The 21,197-nt window shown below is 68.3% G+C and carries 15 protein-coding genes, 1 tRNA gene and 1 other RNA gene; 12 read left to right on the top strand and 5 right to left on the bottom strand.

What is annotated here, in order from left to right:
• Positions 1–159: 159 nt before the first annotated feature.
• On the bottom strand, positions 160–1,701 hold the full coding sequence (locus LCH29_RS25610) for a DnaB-like helicase N-terminal domain-containing protein (RefSeq protein WP_446464060.1): 1,542 nt from the start codon (positions 1,699–1,701) through the stop codon (positions 160–162).
• A gap of 271 nt (positions 1,702–1,972) precedes the next feature.
• Here LCH29_RS25610 and LCH29_RS25605 point away from each other — a divergent pair, with 271 nt between their 5' ends.
• From LCH29_RS25605 to LCH29_RS25595, 3 genes are all read left to right on the top strand, one after another.
• A complete protein-coding gene (locus tag LCH29_RS25605) occupies positions 1,973–2,536 on the top strand; it encodes a helix-turn-helix domain-containing protein (RefSeq protein WP_446464059.1) in 564 nt (187 codons plus the stop codon).
• 152 nt (positions 2,537–2,688) lie between these two features.
• Complete coding sequence (locus LCH29_RS25600) at positions 2,689–2,988, top strand: helix-turn-helix domain-containing protein (RefSeq protein WP_446464058.1); 300 nt, start codon at positions 2,689–2,691, stop codon at positions 2,986–2,988.
• Between the two features lie 11 nt (positions 2,989–2,999).
• A complete protein-coding gene (locus tag LCH29_RS25595; protein WP_446464057.1) occupies positions 3,000–4,778 on the top strand; it encodes a tyrosine-type recombinase/integrase in 1,779 nt (592 codons plus the stop codon).
• Between the two features lie 73 nt (positions 4,779–4,851).
• Here LCH29_RS25595 and LCH29_RS25590 read toward each other — a convergent pair whose 3' ends face one another.
• From LCH29_RS25590 to LCH29_RS25580, 3 genes are all read right to left on the bottom strand, one after another.
• Positions 4,852–6,426, bottom strand: a complete 1,575-nt coding sequence (locus tag LCH29_RS25590; RefSeq protein WP_446464056.1) for an N-6 DNA methylase — start codon at positions 6,424–6,426, stop codon at positions 4,852–4,854.
• Positions 6,423–7,760, bottom strand: coding sequence for a restriction endonuclease subunit S (locus LCH29_RS25585; RefSeq protein WP_446464055.1), 1,338 nt, complete (start codon positions 7,758–7,760; stop codon positions 6,423–6,425). Before LCH29_RS25585 ends, LCH29_RS25590 begins: the two co-directional genes overlap by 4 nt.
• Positions 7,761–7,930: 170 nt before the next feature.
• Positions 7,931–10,900, bottom strand: coding sequence for a DEAD/DEAH box helicase family protein (locus tag LCH29_RS25580; RefSeq protein ID WP_446464054.1), 2,970 nt, complete (start codon positions 10,898–10,900; stop codon positions 7,931–7,933).
• A gap of 263 nt (positions 10,901–11,163) precedes the next feature.
• Between LCH29_RS25580 and LCH29_RS25575 the strand changes: the two genes are divergently transcribed.
• The gene (locus LCH29_RS25575) at positions 11,164–12,522 is read left to right on the top strand and encodes an AAA family ATPase (protein WP_446464053.1); all 1,359 of its coding nucleotides are present in this window, start codon (positions 11,164–11,166) and stop codon (positions 12,520–12,522) included.
• Positions 12,519–13,274, top strand: coding sequence for an HNH endonuclease (locus LCH29_RS25570; protein WP_446464052.1), 756 nt, complete (start codon positions 12,519–12,521; stop codon positions 13,272–13,274). Before LCH29_RS25575 ends, LCH29_RS25570 begins: the two co-directional genes overlap by 4 nt.
• Before the next feature lie 129 nt (positions 13,275–13,403).
• On the opposite strand, the gene LCH29_RS25565 is transcribed toward LCH29_RS25570, so the two are convergent.
• Positions 13,404–13,488: transfer RNA gene (locus LCH29_RS25565), tRNA-Ser, on the bottom strand.
• Positions 13,489–13,562: 74 nt separating this feature from the next.
• Between LCH29_RS25565 and ffs the strand changes: the two genes are divergently transcribed.
• The 7 genes from ffs to LCH29_RS25530 all read left to right on the top strand — a co-directional run bounded on the left by ffs (position 13,563) and on the right by LCH29_RS25530 (position 20,854).
• Positions 13,563–13,657: signal recognition particle sRNA small type (gene ffs / locus LCH29_RS25560), an RNA gene on the top strand.
• A 73-nt stretch (positions 13,658–13,730) separates the two neighbouring features.
• On the top strand, positions 13,731–16,298 hold the full coding sequence (locus tag LCH29_RS25555; RefSeq protein WP_446464051.1) for a DNA polymerase III subunit gamma and tau: 2,568 nt from the start codon (positions 13,731–13,733) through the stop codon (positions 16,296–16,298).
• Between the two features lie 196 nt (positions 16,299–16,494).
• Entirely contained in the window at positions 16,495–16,830 is a 336-nt protein-coding gene (locus LCH29_RS25550; protein WP_009716707.1) for a YbaB/EbfC family nucleoid-associated protein, read from the top strand.
• Positions 16,831–16,948: 118 nt separating this feature from the next.
• Positions 16,949–17,548, top strand: coding sequence for a recombination mediator RecR (recR, locus tag LCH29_RS25545; protein WP_009716708.1), 600 nt, complete (start codon positions 16,949–16,951; stop codon positions 17,546–17,548).
• Positions 17,541–18,206 (top strand): DUF5063 domain-containing protein, encoded by a 666-nt coding sequence (locus LCH29_RS25540; RefSeq protein ID WP_009716709.1) that lies wholly within the window; start codon positions 17,541–17,543, stop codon positions 18,204–18,206. Before recR ends, LCH29_RS25540 begins: the two co-directional genes overlap by 8 nt.
• A 294-nt stretch (positions 18,207–18,500) precedes the next feature.
• A complete protein-coding gene (locus LCH29_RS25535) occupies positions 18,501–19,781 on the top strand; it encodes an aspartate kinase (protein ID WP_009716710.1) in 1,281 nt (426 codons plus the stop codon).
• Complete coding sequence (locus tag LCH29_RS25530; RefSeq protein WP_446464050.1) at positions 19,778–20,854, top strand: aspartate-semialdehyde dehydrogenase; 1,077 nt, start codon at positions 19,778–19,780, stop codon at positions 20,852–20,854. The genes LCH29_RS25535 and LCH29_RS25530 overlap by 4 nt, the downstream gene beginning before the upstream one ends.
• Positions 20,855–21,197: the final 343 nt, after the last annotated feature.

The following is a 21,197-nucleotide window of genomic DNA, read 5'->3' as shown; positions in this document are numbered from 1 at the left end:
CGTGATCGCTCGGTCGCGTGTACGGCGTGGACGCTCGCGTGGTCGCTCTACCTGCGGTTTTGCGGCGAGCGTGGACGCCGTGGGCGGTTTTCCGGGGCGTGTGCGCGTCAGGGGCGCGTGTACGGTCGCGTGATCGCTTCCGGGTCTGCGGGCGTGGTGTCAGCCGACGACGCCGATGTGGCGGGCGGATGCGTAGTAGCGGGCCTGCTGCCCGCCTCCCGTTCCACCAGCCATACCGTCGGCTTTGACGGCGAGGTTGGTGGCGACCAGGCGTTCGAGGTGGCGGCGGGCCTTCTCGACGTCGGCGCGTTCGGGGTTGGCGTCGCCGGAGAGGCGTGTTGCCAGGTCGCGGGTGGTCAGCCCGTTGGGTGCGCTCCGCAGGAGGACCGTTGGGTCGAGGGTCGGCTCGACCGTCGTGGTGCCGTGCTGGTGGTCGTGAACGACGTTGAGCGGGCCGATCTCGCCGGTCACGGTCTTGAGGTGGTGGATTGTGACGGCGGGGTCACCTGCCTTGCCCTCGACGAACAGCACGCTTCCGGCACCGGAGGTGAGCCAGGTGGAGCCGTAGACCCTGTCCAGAGCGGGACGCTGACCGCGCGGGGCGTCGGCCGTGGCCTTGCGCTGGTGATGCAGTTCCATGACCTCGACGCCGTTGCGCAGGGCGCGCATGCGGGCGTTGTGGTAGGCCACCGCGAGGGCGTCGTCGACGAGCGTGCTGACGGCGTCCTTGAGGCTGTCGATCACGATCGTGTCGGCGCCGTGCGCTGCGGCCAGGTCGGCCAGCAGGTCCGGCTCCTTGTCGAGGGTGGCGGGCAGCGGGCCCTGCCAGACGGAGAGCCGCTCGCGGAGCCGCTGCTCGTCACGGAGGCCGACGCGGCGGGCCATGGCGCGGGCGATCTGCTTCGGCCGGTCCATCGCCAGGTACAGCACGCGCCCGCTCTCGGCGACCGGCAGGTCGAGGACCGTGTCCTGCATGCCGAGGCGGGCCAGGACGACCTGGTGGGCGAGGGTCGTCTTGCCAACGCCGGGAGCGCCGACGATCATCAGGCACTCGCCGGACGACCAGGCGGTCTGGTCGCGCGTACCCCACAGGGGGTCGGTGTCCGCACCGGTCTTGGTGACGAAGTCCCAGCCGTCGACGAGGTAGCGGGAGAGGCGCCCGCTGCCGGAGGCCAGAGCCCGTTCGCGCTCGGTGCGCAGGTCCGCCTCGAAAGTGCTGCGGACCACATCTGGATCGGCGCCCGGTTCTTCGGTCTGCTGCTGCAACCGGAGACTCATGGAGTGCAGGCGTCGCCGGTCGGCCTGGCGGCGCACGATGTGAGCGTGATGCTCGGCGTCGCCGACCGATGGCGAGGCGCTGGCGAGTTGGTGCAGGTAGGCCGCGCCGCCTACGCGGTTCAGGTCACCGGCGGCGTCGAGGCGCTCGCTCAGCACGATGGGGTCGGTGGGCAGATCCTCGCCCCGTAGCGCGAGGAGCGTGCGCCAGACCGTCTCGTGCGCGGGCCGGTAGAAGTCGGTGGCGTCCAGGATGCCCCGAGCCACGTCCACGGCCTCGCTGCGGTGCATACATGCGCCAAGCACTGCCTGCTCGGCAGCCAGGGCATACAGGGGTTCGCCCGGACCGCGGAGACCGGCCCCAGGGTCCTCGTCCAAGGGCTGGCGGGATGGAAAATGGTGTGGCAGGCCCGTACTCTGGGCCATAGGACTCCTCTCCCGGCAGGCCGCATGGAGCGCTAACTCCGGCCACCGGTCCAGATCGTCATGGTTGGGCGGTTGTGAGGTATTCCGCTTCGCCCCCGGTGTTCGCAGCACCGGGGGTTTCTGCTTGTCCAGCCGCGTTCGCCGCCGGACGCCATAAGTCTACCCTAGGCATTCGGGAAACATCTACTTGCATTCGTCTTCCAAATGCGCTCTACTGGTTCACCCTGGGCCGTAGCTGAACGGCCAGGCCCGTACGACGAGGAGGTGAACCATGGCCGAGGGCAAGGGCGACGACGATGCGCGCTCTACGAACGCGCGACCCCCGGTCGAGGACAACATCGCTGAGCGCGTGAAGCTGGAGCGTGAGGCGCGCGGATGGAGCACGGTCACCCTGGCGGAGAAGATGGCCGAGATCGGCCACCCCATCGGCCAGTCCGCGGTCTGGCGCATCGAGAGCGGCAAGCCGCGCCGCCGGGTCAACACCGATGAGGCGCTCGGCTTCTGCAAGATCTTCGACATGACCCTCGACGAGCTGGCCAGCCCGCCAGGGCAGATGGCCAACCCGATCATCCGGCGCCTGGTCGGCGAGTACGTCGAGCTGTGGAAGGAATGGCGCTCCCTCGGCAAATCCATGGACCGCGTCCAGGACCAGCTCCGGGAGTACACCAAGGCCAACCCGGACCAGGACACCATGGTCCGCAACCTGCTCGCCCACGAACTGGACGCGGCCTCCGACGGCGACTTCCAGCGCCACCAGGGCGCCCGTTCCCGGCTGATCCGCTGGCTCGGCGACGCCGTCAATCCGTCGGCCGCCGACAGCGGTATCGACCAGTAATCCCTGCTGCCAGGCCCTCGGTGCTGCGAACACCCAGGGCCTTCCACTGCGGCACCTTCGCGCGTCTGCGCAACCGCCCAACCACACCCACACCACCACGACCGGTCCGGTCGGAGTTGGCGCTCCGTACGCGACCGGGGTGAGGAGCCCTCTTGCCCGAGTTCCCCCTGCCCGTCACCCAGATCGCCCAGCTGCTCGGTATCCCCGAGGAGGCCCTTCGGGCCATGATGGCCGAGAGGGGTGACGAACCCGGCGACCCCACCCTAGTCGGGCTCACTGTCGAGCAGGCCGCCCGCCGCCTCGGCATCGGCCGGACGAAGATGTACGAGTACGTTTCGTCCGGGGAGATACCTTCCGTCAAGATCGGCAACCTGCGACGCATACCCGCTGAGGCGGTCGGAGAATTCCTAGCCCGCCGCTACCGGGCCACGGACTTCGACGCCGCGGCCTGAGGCGGGCGCGCATGGCACAGCCCAAGAAGCCCCGCACGTCCCGCCAGCCCAACGGCGCCTCCTCGATCTTCTTCGGGAAGGACGGCCGCTGGCACGGCTATGTCACCGTCGGCGTCAAGGACGATGGTCGCCCCGACCGCCGTCACATCAGCCGCAAGACCCGTCCCGAGGCCACCAAGGCCGTACGCGACCTGGAGAAGCAGCGAGATTCCACTGGTGTTGCCAAGGCTGGTCAGATCTGGACGGTCAAGACCTGGCTGACCCACTGGGTGGAGAACATCGCCGCACCCAACGTCGGTGAGAACACCATCGACGGCTACCGCGTCGCCGTGTACCACCACCTCATCCCCGGCCTGGGCGCCCACCGCCTGGAGAAGCTGGAGCCGGAGCACCTGGAGCGCTTCTACCGGAAGATGCAAGCAAACGGGAGCGCCGCAGGCACCGCCCACCAGGTACACCGCACGGTCCGCACAGCACTCAACGAGGCCGTACGTCGTCGCCACCTCGCTACCAACCCGACCTCCGTCGCCAAGGCCCCCAAGGTGGAAGAGGAGGAGGTCGAGCCGTACACGGTCGAAGAGGTCCAGCGTCTCCTCCTCGAAGCGGGCAAGCACCGCAACACCGCCCGCTGGGTCATCGCGCTCGCGCTCGGCCTCCGCCAGGGAGAGGCCCTCGGCCTGAAGTGGGAGGACGTCGACTTCGAGGTTGGCGTGATTCTCGTACGCCGAGGCCGCCTGCGGCCCCGCTACAAGCACGGCTGTGGAGACAAGTGCGGACGTAAGCCTGGCTATTGCCCGCAGAAGATCAACATTCGTCGTGAGACGAAGGACACCAAGACCCGTGCCGGCAAGCGCCCGATCGGCGTGCCCGAAGAACTGCTGAAACTACTGCGCCGGCACAAGGAGCAGCAGGATCGCGAGCGGACGCTCGCGCGCGACCTATGGGTGGAAAGGGGTTACGTGTTCACTTCGCCGACCGGCGAGCCGCTCAACCCCAACACCGACTTCCACAGGTGGAAAGACCTGTTGAAGGCAGCCAATGTCCGTGACGGCCGCCTTCACGACGCCCGTCACACCGCCGCGACTGTGCTGCTGATCCTTGGTGTCCCCGAGGCAGTTGTCGACCGCATCATGGGCTGGGAGCCCGGCAAGTCCGCCCGGATGCGCCGCCGCTATCAGCACCTCACCGGCCAGGTGCTCCAGCAGACCGCCGCCAAGGTCGGCAGCCTGCTCTGGGGGACGGCACCGTCCCTGCCCACGGCAACAGACGAAGGAGGTCCGAATGGGAATCCGGCCGCCACCGCACCGACCGTGTACGTCGCCTGCCTCGGCGAGCGCCATGTGCCCTTCGCCCACCGCGCGTATGCGGAGGCGGTCGCTGCCCAGTGGGGCGCCGACCATCCCGGGTGCTCCACAGGAATGGAGGAATGGGACCGGGAGAAGTGGGAGCGCCACGGCTCAGGCGGTGGGCTAGCCGTGCGCGATCGGATGCCCGACCGCCGGGTCGTCCACCACGCCCACGCGTTGTTCTTGGCCGGAGGCCACCGGTTGAACACTGGTGGTCCCGAGCGGTGGTCCACACCAGCCTGGGAGTTCGAGGCCGAACATTACACCGATCTGCCGGTGCGATGGCACACCGCTCGTCGTCCTGGCCAAGAGGTCGATGCCCTGGTCCGCGGCACAGACAAGGGAGCGGTCGACAAGGCGTTTGGCGAGGCTTGTGCACAGGCTGTGGATCGCGCGGCGAACCCGCGGAAGTATGGAGACAGCGAGGCGCGCAGTGATTCGTGACTGCTATTACGCCGCGCTTCCTTGAGGAAACGTTGTGGGCCCCGACTGTCGTCTCGGTCGGGGCCCACCTGAGTTACGACTCTTCACGGAGCAGCGGTGGCAGTTCCACATCCAGGTCCGCTGCCAGGTGCTCAAGTTCGAGTAGGGCTCCGCGTAGATCGGCGGAGAGCGCGAGGGTCAGTTCGGACAAGGATTTGGCCTTCACAGCCTCCTCGCTGTCCGGTTCGATCAGGCCGATGTCGAGGTTGACGTCCTTCGTGGCGGCGAGCTCCGCACCGTCGAAGACCTGCAGCCGCCCCCCAGGCTTCCGCCGGGCGACGGCGTCGGCAATCTCTCCGCACTCGCCTACTCCGAAGACCTGCTTCTCGAAGTCCTCGAGGTGCCCTGGGAGAAGCGGGTTCTGTTTGAGCGTGAACCGATTGCCGGTCCTCAGGTCATACACCCACAACTGCTGCGTGTGCGGAGGCTCGTCCTCGCTGCGGCGGGGCGGCGCCGCGTCGAAGAAGAGGACATTGGCCTTGACGCCTCCCGCGTAGAAGATGCCAGCAGGCAGGCGCAACATGGTGTGCAGGTTAAATCGCTTGAGTAGTTCGCGGCGGATGTTCGTGCCCCGGCCGCCCTCGAATAGGACATTGTCGGGCAGGATCACCGCAGCCCTGCCGCTGTCGGTGAGCAGGCTCGCGATGTGCTGGACGAAATTGAACTGCTTGTTGGTAGTGGTCTCCCAGAAGTCCTTGCGGTGGTAGGACATGTCCTCGCGGCTGACCGTGCCGTCGCCATGGGTGATCACGATCGAGGACTTCTTACCGAAGGGCGGGTTGGCCAGCACCAGCGAGGCCCGCTTGGAGGGAGCCTTGGCCAGGGCATCATCGACGTCGATCAGCGGCTTGCCATCGGGCCTGCCGATGCCGTGGAGAAGCAGGTTCATCGCGGCGAGACGCGCGGTGGCCGGCACCAGCTCGGTGCCCCAGATCGCACCCTCGTCGAACCGTGCGGACTCCTCGACGGACATCTCCTCGCCGTACGCGTCCACGATGTAACCGTGCGCGGCGAGCAGGAATCCACCGGTTCCACAGGCCGGGTCGGTGATGGTGTCCTCCGGGGTAGGCCGCATGCACCGCACGATGGACTCGATGAGTACCCGCGGGGTGAAGTATTGCCCGGCACCAGCCTTCGTGTCCTCCGCGCTGCGGGCGATCAGCGCCTCGTAGGCGTCGCCCTTGATGTCCTTGCTGGACTCGAGCCAGTCCTCATTCTCGATCAGGTCGACGATGAGGCGGCGGAGGTTGGCCGCGTTCTGGATACGGTTACGGGCGCGGTGGAAGATCAGGCCGAGGGTGCTCTCGTGACCTTCGTCCTGCTTGCCCAGATCGGTGAGTAGCTGGGTGTACGCCTCCTCCAGCTTGTCGCCAGAGAGTTCGAGCAGCTCCGGCCAGCCGCGCCCCTGCCACTCCTTGGTGTCCGGGAGTACGGGGCGCTGCTTCTCCTTGGAGAGGCCCTTGTCGGCTACATCCTTCTCGGCAGCCATCTTGAGGAACACCAGGAAGCTGAGCTGCTCCAGGTATTCAAGGCTCGATACGCCGTCGTCACGCAGGACGTTGCAGTAGTTCCAGAGACGATCGACGAGACGGCGTGCTTCCGGCTTCACTCGGTGAACTCCAGGGGGAGGGTGGTCTGTTCGCCCTCGGGGAGGGGGGTATGGGCAGCAGGGGCCGACGGAGGCGCGGCCGTGGAGAGCTTGGCCGCGCCTTGCTGCTTCTTCCGCCTGGCCTGAGTAGTGGCCCGCCGGGCCGCCTTCCGCTCGGTCTCCGCGGCCTCGCGCTCGGCCCGGATGCGCTTGAGGAGGTCCTCGGTGGGCTCATCGTGGGGGTCTTGGGGGACGAGTCGGCCGGCGAAGGCTTCGGCGAGGAGGGTGCCACGGAGGGCGGTGGCGTGGGCTTCTGCCTCGTCCAGAAGCCGCTCCAACGCGTTAACACGAGCCAGCCGTCCCTTGATCGTGGCGATGAGTCGCTGCTGCTCGTCGAGTGTGGGAACCGGGAACTCTACAGCCCTCAGTCGAGATGCACTGAGGTGCGCGATGTTGGTTGTGATGCGCACCTCACGCATGAACCGTCCCGCTTGCAAGTGACGGCGGAACACGAGCAGCGCCCAGCCGGGAAGCACGCCTTCCCCGGCGCGAAATCGGAGCAGACTGTTCGTGAAGCCCACGCCGTCGGGGATGCCCCTGTACATTGCCGGACGCCCGACAAGATGAGGGCTCTGCCCCTCGTTGAGGAGGATGTCGCCCGGCAGGAGACGGTATTTGCCAAACCCTTCGGAGAAGTCCATCTCCATGAGGCTCGTGGTGTCGATGTAATCCTCGAAGACATTGGCGACGCGCAGGTAGGGGCGCATTTTGGGACCAGTATGCCAGTCAGGGTGCCGTGCTCTGCCAAGGTCGACTGTTCCTGCCTGTTCGACGGTCAGCGCCTTCCAGCCAACAGGCCAGTTGGCCACCTCGGGAATGGCGTCTAGGAGCACCTGCTTGCGGAGGCTGGCGGAGTGGGCTCGTGCACGGGCGATGAGCTGGGTCATCTCGCCGAGCTGAGTGAGCCGGTCGTCGAGGGCGGCGGCGATGCGTCGCTGCTCAGCGGCGGGCGGGATCGGGATGCTGATCGCTCTGAGGTTGGCTTGAGAGACGTTTCTCATGGAGTCCGAGGTCCCGGACGCCTTCGATGCGATGGCTCTGCGTACAGCCGGGGACCTGAGCCAGTACACGAACCATTTCCGATCGACCGCCGAACCAGGCGTAAATCGGAGACTCTTGTCGCTCAGCAGTAGCCGGGGCCGAACTTCCTCGACAAGTACCGGAGCACCTACGTGATCAACGGTGTTTGCGCGACTCACCAAGATGTCGCCGGCCTGGATCTCGTAGTCTGGGTTGACCAGCGACTCGTCGAGCAGGGCTTTGTTCTCACTCGCTTGGAACTCGCCCCACGTCATGGCGCTGACCTTGATGATGCCCCATTCATCCGTGGTGGCAGGGCGAGGCTCGCACTTGAACGATTTGCCCGAATCGGATCTAACGAGGATCTCGCCGACGGTGCCCCAAGCCCAACCATGGGGCAGCTTGGGCTCCGACGCACCCGTGCCCGCTTCGCCTCTCTCCACACTCACGCACCCAGTTCCCGATCCAGTTCATTGATCAGCTCGTCCGGCGTCCGCGTTCCTCCCGCGAATACCGTCCTGAACCTGCTCCAGCCGCCTTCAGCTCGGCATACCGCATGCCGGTCAAGCGCTTCCACGGAGACCGTCGCCGAGGTGGCGACCACGTTCGCGACGCGCTTGAGCCAGGTGCGCTGCTCCTCCGTGAACGTCACTCCCGCCGTCTCCTGACGCGCGAGCCACTCCTGGAAGCGGAGGTCCACGGTATCCCGGTACGGCCGGAAGCCGCCTCCATCGAGTCCCAGCTCGCATCGGAGTACGGAGAGCAATTCGGGCAGCCCTGCGTTTCTCCGCCTCCTCGTGCGCGCGATGCCAAGGTCGACGTATGCCTTCCAGAGCTTCTGTCCGGTCCATTGCTGCTGCGGTGGACTGACCATGCTGAGAAGCTCGTCGATCTGCGCCTGGACCTCGCTCAGCGGTTGCCGGTCCTGAAAGGCAATGCGCAGGGCGGCGAACTTGTCCTGCTGTTCCGTCATGTACCGGCGCCAGTCCTCCACGGTCCGTTCGGCCCGCATGACGTCCGTCACGCCTTCGGCGATCACGCCCCCGTCTTGGCTGAGATGGTCGATCTTGATCCAGCGACGTCTCGCCGCATCGAGGAGTGCCTCGCGCAGTGCCTCGCCTTCGACGAACGGTCGCAGAGCCTGCGCCAGCACAACTGCGACAGCGGCTTCGCCGTCAGCCGCGGGACCGGACTTATCTGTCTCTGGCGCTTCTTCGGGCTCTTCGGCAGCGCTGACTCTCTCCTTCGCCAGCCGGTCCGGATCCGAGGCACGTACCAGGTCCGTCACCAGATCGGTTAGCTTGCGGCCACCCGCACACCCCTCGATCCGGGCTAGCTGCTGCTCGTCGAGCCGCTGCCCGAGCCGGCTCAGTCGGCCGGCCAGAGTGGAGACGTCGGCAATACTCAGCGGGGCTCCCTGCGCACACAACTTGAGGAGTCGCTCCAGGCTGGGCAGCTCCCGCAGGTCGTCCTGTACGAGGGGCCGGGCCTCGACCATGGCGTGCTCGGTCACGCCCACCGTGTCGACGATCACGAACCGGTCCTTGCACAGGGCGTCCTCGGTGACCTTGCGCAAGTCCTCCGGTTTGATGATCCGTGCACCCCTGCCCTTCATCTGCTCGAAGTACGACCACGTCCGCACGTCCCGCATGAAGACCAGGCACTCCAGGGCGGGGATGTCGGTGCCAGTGGCGATCATGTCGACGGTGACGGCGATCCGGGTCTCCGACGCATTGCGGAAATCCTTGATCGCCTTGGCTGGTTGCGACGTCTCGCTGTTGATCTTTAGGCAGAACTTGTTGCCTGCGTTCCAGGCCCTGCGCACCTCGGCCACGATGGCGTCCGCATGCCGGTTCGTGGCGGCGAAGATCAGGGTCTTGGGTACGACGGTCCGCTGGTGGACGATCTCCCCGGTATCGGGGTTGGCCTCGGGCGGGAAGATCTCTGTGAAGAGCCGATCCCTGAAAGTCTCGATGACCGTACGAATCTGACTGGTGGACTCGACCCGGGCGTTCAGCTCGGCCGCCGTGTACTCGTCGTCCTCCGCCTGCTGGTGCCAGTGCTGCTCCCGTGTGACCCGGTCCACCTGGGCCACGACAGTGTTGATCTTCTCGATGGTGCCGTCGGGGGCCTGGGTCTCGGTGACGGCCGGGATCTCCGAACCGTCCCGGGTGATCCGGGTCGAGATTCGGTAGACGTCGTAGTCGACGTTGACCTCGTCGGCGACCGCTTCCTCGTATGTGTACTGGCTGACCAGGTTGTTCTCGAAGAAGGCGAAGGTAGGGCCGATTGGCGTAGCGGTGAGCCCCACGATGTGCGCGTCGAAGTACTCGAGTACGGGCCGCCAGGCGCCGTAGATCGAGCGGTGGCACTCGTCGATGACGATGAAGTCGAAGGAGTCGGGCGGGAGTGCGGCAGAATAGTGGACCTTGGGCAGTCTCCTGCCGAGACCGGCTGTCCCGCTGCCCTCGAAGTTCTGTGCTTCCTCGCTGTCAGGTGGCGGAGGGGTCCGGTCGGTCAGCATGCACCATAGCCGCTGGATAGTCGTGATCACGATCTTGTCGGAGTCAGCCAGGCCCGAACGCCCACTGGAGAGGTGCTTGAGGGGGAACTCCTCATGCAGTGGCTTTCTTGAATCCGCTGGCTGGAAGTCGCGGTACTCCAGGTATGCCTGTTCTCCCAGGTTGTAGCGGTCGACGAGGAACAGCACGCGATGCGCGCCCGCGTGCTTCAGTAGCCGGTGGCTCGCCTGAACGACCGTATATGTCTTGCCGGCTCCGGTCGCCATCTGGATCAGCGCCCGATGATGATCAGCCGCGAGTGAGCCCTCCAGACCCTCGATGGCCCGGCGCTGGGCGTCGTACAGCTGCCGCCGCGGGTCGAGATGGACTCTCGGCAGCCAGCGCAGCCGGGCCCGCAGCGAGGGCGTGTCGGGGTATTGCACAGCCTGGCGCTTCCAGCGGGCGACGGTAGCTGGCCGGGCCGGGGCGAATACATAGCGGCTGCGCGCCCCGCCCTGGGGCGCGTCGGCGGAGGGCGTGCCGTCGAGGTGCTCGGCATCGAGGGCGTTGAGGAAGCACCAGACACGGCCGTTGGTCCCGTAGCGGAACGGGAGGGGACGTTCCTGCCAGGTTCGCCGTAGGTACTGAGTCGCGAGTGGAGCGGCGAGATCGTTTGCCTCGGCGAGCAGTTCGTGGGGGTCGGCTGTCTCGGCCCCCGCCACCACGAGGCCGCTGAGGTCCCGGTCAACGTGGAGGAGATAGAGGCACACTCCGTTGAGGCCGGGATGTGGGGCGCGGACAGCCGTCGCGTCCGGCTTCAGATCGCGCTCGTGCGGGGCACACACCCGCCAGCCGGCATCGTGCAGTGCCTGCTCGACCTTGTCATTGTTCGCCTGCGCGCCAGAAGCGCTCACGGCCCCTCCCCGTACCTCGCGGCCTCGCGTGTCCTATATCTGTCCCGCGCCCTGGAACAGTCATTCGGCCTCACCCATTACACCAGTCGATGTACGCGTGTCTGGGGCTTTCGTCACCACGCGGATGATGACCGTCCGGATTAGGCCACGGGCTCCGCCGCGTCACTGTCAGTGCGCATTCGTACAGTGGGCGGTAAGTTGCGACGGGCCAGCGGGTCCGGCCCGATCGGGAAGGCCAGGGAAAGACCAGGAAGGACGCTGCGGTGTATGTGACGAGGCTCCGGCTCGATGGCGTACGTGGGTTCCACGGCGCCAGGGCCTGCGACCTCGACTTCACCCGTCCGGATGGGAGTTTCGCCGGGTGGACCGTGCTGGCCGGACGCAACGGCTCGGGGAAGACGACCCTGCTGAGGGCTATCGCCCTCGCTCTGGCCGGTCCGGAAAGAGCCAGTCGGCTGGACGGCGAGGTAGAGGACTACCTCGCCTACGGACAGTCCCGGGGGAGTCTGGAGCTTTCCCTCCGAGCGGACACGAAGGCTGACCTCGGGGCTCCTGCCACGCCTGATCCGCGCACCGTCAAGCTGGTGTGGGAACCGGGCCGGGAGCCGCTCAGTGCGGAGGACGCGCCCCCGACCCGCGTACGGTTCCTCCCCGACTCGGGTGCCAGGACGGCTAACCTGTTGTGGTCTTCCTCACCGCCGCCAGGCTGGTTCCACGCCGCTTACGGGCCTTTCCGACGCCTCAGCGGTACCGGCTTGTTTGAGCGTGACCGGCAGAATCCAGATCGTGCCGAGGCCCTGCGTACCCTCTTCGAAGAGAAGTCGGCACTCACCGAATCGGTGGTCTGGCTCGTCTCTGTCCATACGCGTCGGTTGGAAGGCGAGGCCGGCGCGGGGGCATTGATCGAATCGGTACTCGCGCTCCTGAACGACGATCTCCTGCCGGGAGACTTCCGCGTCGAGGACGTCACCTCACGAGGACTGTGGTTGCGGCACGCTGATGGAGAGGGACCGCTGGTCGCCCAATGGCGGATGAGTGACGGCCTGCGCACCGTCACGGCACTGGTCCTGGACGTTGTACGGCAGATGCATGCCGCCTATGGAGCACTGGAGCTGTGTCGCGACAGTGGCGGCCGACCGTACCTGCCGTACCCAGGAGTCGTCCTCATCGACGAGGTGGACGCGCACCTCCACGTGTCCTGGCAGCAGCGCATCGGTGACTGGTTCAAGGCTCACTTCCCAGCAGTGCAGTTCATCGTCACCACGCACAGTCCTTACATCTGCCAGGCTGCGGATCCTGGCGGCCTCATCAGGCTGCCCGGCCTGGACGAGCAGGTCCCACCGGAGGTCGTGGACGAGAAGGAGTACGGCACGATCGTCTACGGCACCGGTGACGACGCAGTCCTTTCGGACGTCTTCGGCCTTCGGTCCCCGTTCTCCCGTCACGCCGAGGAGCTACGGGAGGAGCTGGCGGACCTGGAGTACGAGGTAGCGGCGGGGGACGCCGATCCGGAGACAGTACGGCGGTTCCGCGCCCTGCGCCGGACTCTGGCTAGCTCGCAAGCGACCTACGTGGAGGACTCCAGCCTGCGGTCCAGGAGGCGGGAGACCGGTGGCTCGTGATCAGGATCGTACGACCGCGGCTCCCCACCGAACTGGAAGCCTCTCTGCTGGCCCTAACCCAGGAGATGGCCAGCACCCCGGTTCCCGAGCGAGGTGAGCACGCCGAGCGGATGTGGGAGCGCAAGACCGTGCGCCGGGACGTGTACCGGCCCGTGCGCGAGGCCCTTGAGAACATCGCCCCCGGCGTGGACTGCTGCATGTACTGCGGCAATCACCTGGCCGACACGGTGGACCACTTCGTGCCCAAGTCCCGATGCGCCCTGCGGACCTTCTACTGGCCGAATCTTTTACTGGCCTGCAACACCTGCAACACCCGCTTTAAGGGCGACAAGCATCGCAGCGACGGCCTTGTCGGCTCGCTGCTCATCGATCCGACATGTGAGGACCCCTTCGAGTACCTAGACCTCGGCCTGGCTAGCGGCGTCTACCGCCCGGTCGAGGGTTCCCTTAAAGGCGAGTGGACCATCAAGGTCTGCGGCCTGAACGAAGGGAAGCGGCCACGAGTGCGGGCCGAAGCCTGGCTGAACCTGACAGACGACCTACGGGGCTGGGATCGAGCTCGCGCCGACGGCGATCTCAGGAACATGCGCCGCAAGATCTACCGTATGCGCACCCAACCGTTCGCCGACGTCTGCTACGCGGCGCTGCACAAGGCTGTGTCCGAGGAAGCTCCCCGGATCTTCGCCGACGAGGAGCCCGGAGTCCTCGAACTACTCCGGGACGAAGAGCTGCGGACTGCCCTCCAGATGTGAGCGGCTAAGCGGGAGCCTCGCTGCGGTCGACTCCCCCGGCGTCAACCGCAACCAAAACTGCAACCACAGCACAACGAAGGCTCCGACCGAGATCCGGTCGGAGCCTTCGTTTGCCCAGGTGGGCGGCTGCGGAGGATACGAGATTCGAACTCGTGAGGGGTTGCCCCCAACACGCTTTCCAAGCGTGCGCCCTAGGCCTCTAGGCGAATCCTCCGCTGGAGACTCTACAAGACGATCGGGAGTGCTCGCGAACTCGTTCCCACCCCGGTCTATCCGCTAGGGTGGGGGCCAGCCCCTCACGTGGCGCTATCTCACCGAACTCCCCCAGGGCCGGAAGGCAGCAAGGGTAAGTGGGCTCTGGCGGGTGCGTGGGGGGCCCTTTCGTTTGTGGGGGCGTTGCGGGGCGGGGACCCGGGCGGCGTCCGGATGTCGGTGGGCCCCGATATCGTCGTAAGCGTGTCGTCCCTCGCGCTGTACCGCCGCTACCGCCCCGAGACCTTCGCGGAGGTCATCGGGCAGGAGCATGTCACCGATCCGCTGCAGCAGGCGCTGCGCAACAACCGGGTCAACCACGCGTATCTGTTCAGTGGTCCGCGCGGCTGTGGCAAGACGACCAGTGCGCGCATCCTGGCCCGCTGTCTGAACTGTGAGAAGGGCCCCACTCCGGCGCCGTGCGGGGAGTGCCAGTCCTGCCAGGACCTCGCGCGGAACGGGCCCGGGTCGATCGATGTGATCGAGATCGACGCCGCGTCGCACGGTGGTGTGGACGACGCGCGGGAGCTGCGGGAGAAGGCGTTCTTCGGGCCCGCGTCGAGTCGTTACAAGATCTACATCATCGACGAGGCCCACATGGTCACCTCGGCGGGGTTCAACGCCCTGCTGAAGGTGGTCGAGGAGCCGCCGGAGCACCTGAAGTTCATCTTCGCGACCACCGAGCCGGAGAAGGTCATCGGCACCATCCGGTCGCGTACGCACCACTATCCGTTCCGGCTGGTGCCGCCGGGGACGCTCCGCGACTATCTGGGCGAGGTCTGCGGGCGCGAGGAGATCCCGATCGAGGACGGGGTGCTGCCGCTGGTGGTGCGGGCGGGCGCCGGGTCCGTCCGGGACTCGATGTCGGTCATGGACCAGCTGCTCGCGGGCGCGGGCGAGGACGGCGTGACGTACGCCATGGCCACCTCGCTGCTCGGTTATACGGACGGCTCGCTGCTCGACGCGATCGTGGACGCGTTCGCGGCGACCGACGGCGCGGCGGCCTTCGAGGTCGTGAACCGGGTGATCGAGGGCGGCAACGACCCCAGGCGCTTCGTCGCCGACCTGCTGGAGCGGCTGCGCGACCTGGTGATCCTCGCCGCCGTGCCGGACGCGGCGGACAAGGGGCTCATCGATGCCCCGGCCGATGTGGTCGAGCGGATGCAGGCGCAGGCGTCGGTCTTCGGCGGGGCCGAGCTGAGCCGGGCGGCCGATCTCGTCAACGAGGGGCTGACGGAGATGCGCGGCGCCACCTCGCCGCGGTTGCAGCTGGAGCTGATCTGCGCGCGGGTGCTGCTGCCCGCCGCCTTCGACGACGAGCGGTCGGTGCAGTCGCGGCTGGAGCGGCTGGAGCGGGGTGCCCTGGCGGGCGGCCTGGGCGGTGGCGTCGGCGGCGGTGGTGGCGGCGCCGGTGGTGGGCCCGGGCCTGCCGTGGGGTACGTACCGGGGCCCGACGCCCACGTCCCGGCCGGGCCCTCCGGTCCGGCGGCCGCCCGCGCGGCGATGGCCGGTGGCCGGGGGCCGGGCGGGGGCGCGCCCGAGGCTCCTGCGGCTCCTGGGGAGCAGCCCGGCGGGCAGGACGAGACGGTAGGCGGCGGTGGGGGACCGGCGCCTGCGCACGACGCTTCCGGCGGGAGTGCGGGAAGTGAGGGCGGCGGCCAGCGGCCGGGTGCCTGGCCCGGCGGTGCGCAGCCCGCGGCGGGCGGCGGCCCGGCCGGAGACGGCGGCGGTGCGGGCAGCGGTAGTAGCGGTCATACGGACGTCGGCAGTACGGACAGCGGCGGTGCGGACAGCGGTGCGCGGCGGCCCGGCGCCTGGCCTTCCGGGGGTGGAGGCGGCGGCGGTGCGTCCGGGCAGGCGCCGCAGGGCAGCGGGCAGCGGCCCGGGGCCTGGCCGACCAGCGCGCAGCCCGGTGCGGGCGGCGGTGGGCAGCAGCCCGGCGGTTCGCCCGCGGCGGGCGGGGGGCAGCGGCCGGGGGCCTGGCCGACCGCCTCCGCGCCGGGGGCCGGGGCTCCCGCGCCCGCGCCCGCACCTGCGCCCGGGGCCGGACAGGGGCGTCCCGCCGGTGGGCCCGGCCAGCCGCAGCCGACGCCGGGCATGGCGCAGGGCGCCATGCAGGTGCGGCAGATGTGGCCGGACATCCTGGAGGCGGTCAAGAACCGTCGCCGTTTCACCTGGATCCTGCTGAGCCAGAACGCCACGGTCTCCGGTTTCGACGGCACGACCCTCCAGATCGGGTTCCCCAACGCGGGCGCCCGCGACAGCTTCGCCAACGGCGGCAGCGAGGACGTCCTGCGGCAGGCCCTCAACGACGCGATCGGCGTGCAGTGGCGCATCGAGGCGATCGTCGATCCTTCTGGCGGACAAGGAGGCGGGTCGGCCGGTCCGGGCGGCGGTCCCGGCGGGCCCGGGCCGGGGGCGTCCGGCGGTCCCGGCGGCTTCGGTGGCGGCGGCGGAAACGCAGGCGGCTTCGGCGGAGGTGGCGGAAACGCAGGCGGCTTCGGTGGCGGCGGTCAGCCCGCCCCGCCCCGGCAGCCCGCCCCCACGCCCCCGCCCGCCCCCGCGCCGTCGGCCCCGGCCCCCGCGCCCGCCGACGCGGGGCCGCCCCCCGAGGCGTCCGCGTACCGGGAGCCCGAGCCTCCGCCCATCTCGCCGGAGGACGACATGCCGGCCGAGGACGACCCGGATCTGGACGAGACCGCGCTGAGCGGGCACGACCTGATCGTGCGCGAGCTGGGCGCCACGGTCATCGAAGAGATCGCGAACGAGTAGAGCGGGCAGAGCGAGGAGAACCCGTAGAGCGAGGAGAACGGGGAGAGCGGGGAGAGCGCGTCGGCCGTACGGCGTAGGGGGCGGGCCCGGTGCCGGGCGCGGCCGTCTCCTTCGTACGGCGTAGGGCAAGGCGCCGTGGGAGCACGTAGGCTCGGGCTATCGAAGAGAACCGCAATCGACAGCCAGGAGCGAACTCGTGATTCCCGGTGGTGGCCAGCCTGACATGCAGCAGTTGTTGCAGCAGGCGCAGAAGATGCAGCAGGACCTCGCCGCGGCCCAGGAGGAGCTGGCCCGTACCCCCGTCGAGGGGTCCTCGGGTGGTGGGCTGGTGAAGGCGACCGTGACCGGTGCCGGTGAGCTTCAGGGTCTGGTGATCGACCCGAAGGCGGTGGACCCGGAGGACACCGAGACCCTCGCGGACCTGGTCGTCGCGGCCGTCCGCGACGCGAACCACGTGGCGCAGGAGCTTCAGCAGACGAAGCTCGGCCCGCTGGCGCAGGGGCTGGGTGGGATGCCGGGGCTGCCTTTCTGAGGCCGTAGGCCCGAGACTGAAGACCGTTCGACGGGCCCTGTGTCCCGTTTCGAGCGGCGCAACCGAATATTCAGATGAAGTACAGCCACCGCGCGGCGGCGCGAGATTGGATGCAGGCGTGTACGAGGGCGTGGTCCAGGACCTCATCGACGAGTTGGGCAGGCTGCCCGGCGTCGGTCCCAAGAGCGCGCAGCGGATCGCCTTCCACATCCTCCAGTCCGAGCCCACCGACGTCCGCCGCCTCGCTCACGCGCTGACCGAGGTCAAGGAGAAGGTGCGGTTCTGCGCGGTGTGCGGGAACGTCGCCGAGGCCGAGCAGTGCCGGGTCTGCCAGGACCCGCGCCGGGACCCCGCGGTCATCTGCGTGGTCGAGGAGCCGAAGGACGTCGTCGCGATCGAGCGGACCCGTGAGTTCCGCGGCCGCTATCACGTGCTCGGCGGGGCGATCAGCCCCATCGAGGGCGTGGGCCCGGACGATCTGCGGATCAGGGAGCTGCTGGCCCGGCTCGCGGACGGCACGGTCACGGAGCTGATCCTGGCCACCGATCCGAATCTGGAGGGTGAAGCCACCGCCACGTACCTCGCGCGCATGATCAAGCCCATGGGGCTGAAGGTCACGCGCCTGGCCAGTGGTCTTCCCGTCGGGGGAGACCTGGAGTATGCCGACGAGGTCACGCTGGGTCGTGCCTTCGAAGGGAGAAGACTTCTCGATGTCTGACGCAACGTTGCACGACGCCCACCCGGACCCGGACGACTTCTCGGTTCAGATCGCCGATCAGATCGAGAGTTTCATCGTCGCGGTCACCGAGGTCGCCAAGGGCGACGAACCGAACAGCGCCGTGCCGTTCCTGCTGCTCGAGCTCTCCCAGCTGATCCTCGCCGGCGGGCGGCTCGGCGCCCACGAGGACTTCGTACCGGACGAGCGGTACGAGCCGGACGCCGGTCCCGAGCCGGACGTCGACGAGCTGCGGGAACGGTTCGCCCGGCTGCTGGAGCCGGTCGACGTCTACTCGGAGGTGTTCGACCCGTACGTACCGCGCAGTGAGCCCGTCCCCTGCCGCATCTCCGACGATCTCGCCCTGATCATCACGGACCTGCGGCACGGCATGGCGCACTACCGCGAGGGCCGGATCAACGAGGCGCTGTGGTGGTGGCAGTTCTCGTACCTCTCCAACTGGGGTACGACCGCTTCCGCCGCCCTGCGCGCGCTCCAGTCGCTCGTCGCGCACGTACGGCTGGACAGCCCGCTGGACGAGCTGGACGGGCTGGACACGGACAGTAGCGCGGGCGGTGACGAGGCGCTGGCGGAGGAGGCCGGCCGGGTCATGGCGGCGGAGATCGCGGAGCCGCTGGGACTGCGCTCCCTGCGCCCCTGAGAGGCCATCCGGAGGCCCGCACGGCCTCCGCGCGCCCTGTGAGCTGGGTTACGTTCCTGTGTGCTTCGCCCGGAAGCGGGCAGGGTTCGTCGCTGAACGAGTGGTACGGGATGCCAGGAGTATCCGCGGTACGGGGACGTTGTGCCGCATGATCCCCCTGGTCCGCCCGGGTCCGTCTGGTCCGACCTGGTCGGGTGGTGAGGCGTGTGTCTCGCTATCTGATATTGGGAGGGCACTTTCCGGCCGCTCGCTAAACTGAGCCGACCGCATTATTGAGATCTGCGAGGAGCGCACGTGGGCCTTGTCGTGCAGAAGTACGGAGGCTCCTCCGTTGCCGATGCCGAGGGCATCAAGCGGGTCGCCAAGCGAATCGTCGAAGCCAAGAAGAACGGCCACCAGGTGGTCGTCGTGGTTTCCGCGATGGGCGACACGACGGACGAGCTGATCGATCTCGCCGAGCAGGTATCCCCGATTCCTACTGGGCGCGAGTTCGACATGCTGCTGACCGCGGGAGAGCGAATCTCCATGGCGTTGCTGGCCATGGCGATCAAAGACCTCGGTCACGAGGCGCTGTCGTTCACCGGCAGCCAGGCAGGAGTCATCACCGACGCGGTCCACAACAAAGCGCGGATCATCGATGTCACGCCGGGGCGCATCCGCGATGCGCTCGAACTGGGCGCCGTCGCGATCGTCGCGGGCTTCCAGGGCGTGTCCCAGGAGAGCAAGGACATCACCACCCTCGGCCGGGGCGGCTCGGACACCACCGCGGTGGCCCTGGCGGCGGCCCTGGAGGCCGAGGTGTGCGAGATCTACACCGACGTGGACGGAGTGTTCACCTCCGACCCGCGCGTGGTGAAGAAGGCTCGCAAGATCAACGAAATCCCGTACGAGGACATGCTGGAGCTCGCCGCGAGCGGCTCCAAGGTGCTGCATCTGCGCTGCGTGGAGTACGCGCGCCGCTACAACATCCCCATCCACGTACGGTCGTCGTTCTCCGGCCATCAGGGCACCTGGGTGCGCAATCGGCAGGAAGCGGGAGAAGGAGAAGAAGGCATGGAGCAGGCGATCATCTCCGGGGTCGCGCACGACACGTCCGAGGCCAAGGTCACGGTCGTCGGGGTGCCGGACAAGCCGGGTGAGGCCGCGGCCATCTTCCGCACGATCTCGGACGCCGAGATCAACATCGACATGGTGGTGCAGAACGTCTCCGCCGCGTCGACCGGGCTGACCGACATCTCCGTCACGCTGCCCAAGACGGACGGGCACCGGGCGATGGAGGCGCTGACCAAGGCGAAGCCGCAGATCGGCTTCGACTCGCTGCGCTACGACGACCAGATCGCCAAGATCTCGCTGATCGGCGCCGGGATGCGGACCAACCCGGGCGTGACCGCGACCTTCTTCGAGGCGCTGTCGAACGCCGGGGTCAACATCGAGCTGATCTCGACCTCCGAGATCCGCATCTCGGTCGTCACCCGCGCCGATGACGTGAAGGACGCGGTCCGCGCCGTGCACAGCGCGTTCGGGCTGGACAGCGACAGCGTCGAGGCGGTCGTGTACGGAGGGACCGGCCGATGACCCGGGCCGGCGGCGCCGGTGGCCGGAAGCCGACGCTCGCCGTCGTCGGTGCGACCGGCGCCGTCGGCACTGTCATGCTCTCGATCCTGTCCGAGCGGGCCGACGTGTGGGGCGAGATCCGGCTGATCGCCTCCCCGCGCTCGGCCGGGCGGAAGCTGACCGTCCGGGGCGAGCAGGTCGAGGTCGTCGCGCTGCGCGAGGAGGCGTTCGAGGGCGTCGACGTCGCGATGTTCGACGTCCCGGACGAGGTCTCGGCCCAGTGGGCGCCGGTCGCGGCGAGCAAGGGCGCGGTCGTCGTGGACAACTCCGGCGCCTTCCGGATGGACCCGGATGTGCCGCTGGTCGTGCCCGAGGTGAACGCGCACGCGGCGCGCGTCCGGCCGCGCGGCATCATCGCCAACCCGAACTGCACCACGCTGTCGATGATCGTCGCGATGGGCGCGCTGCACGCCGAGTTCGGGCTGAGCGAGCTGATCGTCTCCTCGTACCAGGCGGTCTCCGGCGCGGGCAAGGAAGGCATCGACGCCCTGCGCGAGCAGATCGCGCTGGTGGCCGGTACGGAACTGGGTACCCACCCGGGCGACGTACGGCGGGCGGTCGGCGAGACCGGGCCGTTCCCGGCTCCGATGGCGCTCAACGTGGTGCCGTTCGCGGGCTCGCTCAAGGAGGACGGCTGGTCCTCGGAGGAGCTGAAGGTACGGAACGAGTCCCGCAAGATCCTGGGGCTGCCGGACCTGCGGGTCACCGCGACCTGTGTGCGCGTGCCCGTGATCACCACGCACTCGCTGGCCGTGCACGCGCGGTTCGAGAACGAGGTGACGGTGGAGGCGGCCCACGAGATCCTGGCCGGTGCGCCGGGCGTGGTGCTGTGCGACAACCCGGCGGAGGGCGAGTTCCCGACGCCCGCCGATGTCGTGGGCACCGATCCGACGTGGGTCGGCCGGGTGCGGCGCTCGCTGGACGACCCGAACGCGCTCGAACTCTTCGTGTGCGGCGACAACCTCCGCAAGGGCGCGGCGCTCAACACCGCGCAGATCGGGGAGGTCATCGCGGCGGAGCTGACCGCCGCGTAGTGCCCCGCGAAGAGTGCACCGCACGAGGTGCACGCCCCGGATAATGTGAATATCCTGTGATCTGGTCAATGGCCTGGACCAGTTGGTCCGGGTCGATGGCCCGTCCGACGAACCGCTCCCCGCTTGCTGCAACCGACAGCGAGTGGGGAGCGTCTTTCTGGTCGCCCACCCGTGGGCGCTGTGAAAACTGGGCATTGGGGAGAGTTGGGGCGCATGGGGGGATCTGGTGCAGCGTCAAAAGCGGTGCCTCGCGCGTACAACCCTGACGGGGGACAGCGTGTCCAACAGACGTGGCAGAGGTATTCGGCATCGCAACGGTTCCAGGGCGCGGCGGCACGGCAGT

It is taken from the genome of Streptomyces sp. BRA346 (genome assembly GCF_052851135.1).
This window is presented reverse-complemented; position numbering and strand designations above follow the sequence as displayed.

Coding starts and splice junctions, on each gene's coding strand:
- LCH29_RS25610 (WP_446464060.1), bottom strand. CDS start 1,701: ATGGCCCAGAGTACGGGCCTGCCACACCATTTTCCATCCCGCCAGCCC.
- LCH29_RS25605 (WP_446464059.1), top strand. CDS start 1,973: ATGGCCGAGGGCAAGGGCGACGACGATGCGCGCTCTACGAACGCGCGA.
- LCH29_RS25595 (WP_446464057.1), top strand. CDS start 3,000: ATGGCACAGCCCAAGAAGCCCCGCACGTCCCGCCAGCCCAACGGCGCC.
- LCH29_RS25585 (WP_446464055.1), bottom strand. CDS start 7,760: ATGACGTGGGGCGAGTTCCAAGCGAGTGAGAACAAAGCCCTGCTCGAC.
- LCH29_RS25540 (WP_009716709.1), top strand. CDS start 17,541: ATGTCTGACGCAACGTTGCACGACGCCCACCCGGACCCGGACGACTTC.
- LCH29_RS25530 (WP_446464050.1), top strand. CDS start 19,778: ATGACCCGGGCCGGCGGCGCCGGTGGCCGGAAGCCGACGCTCGCCGTC.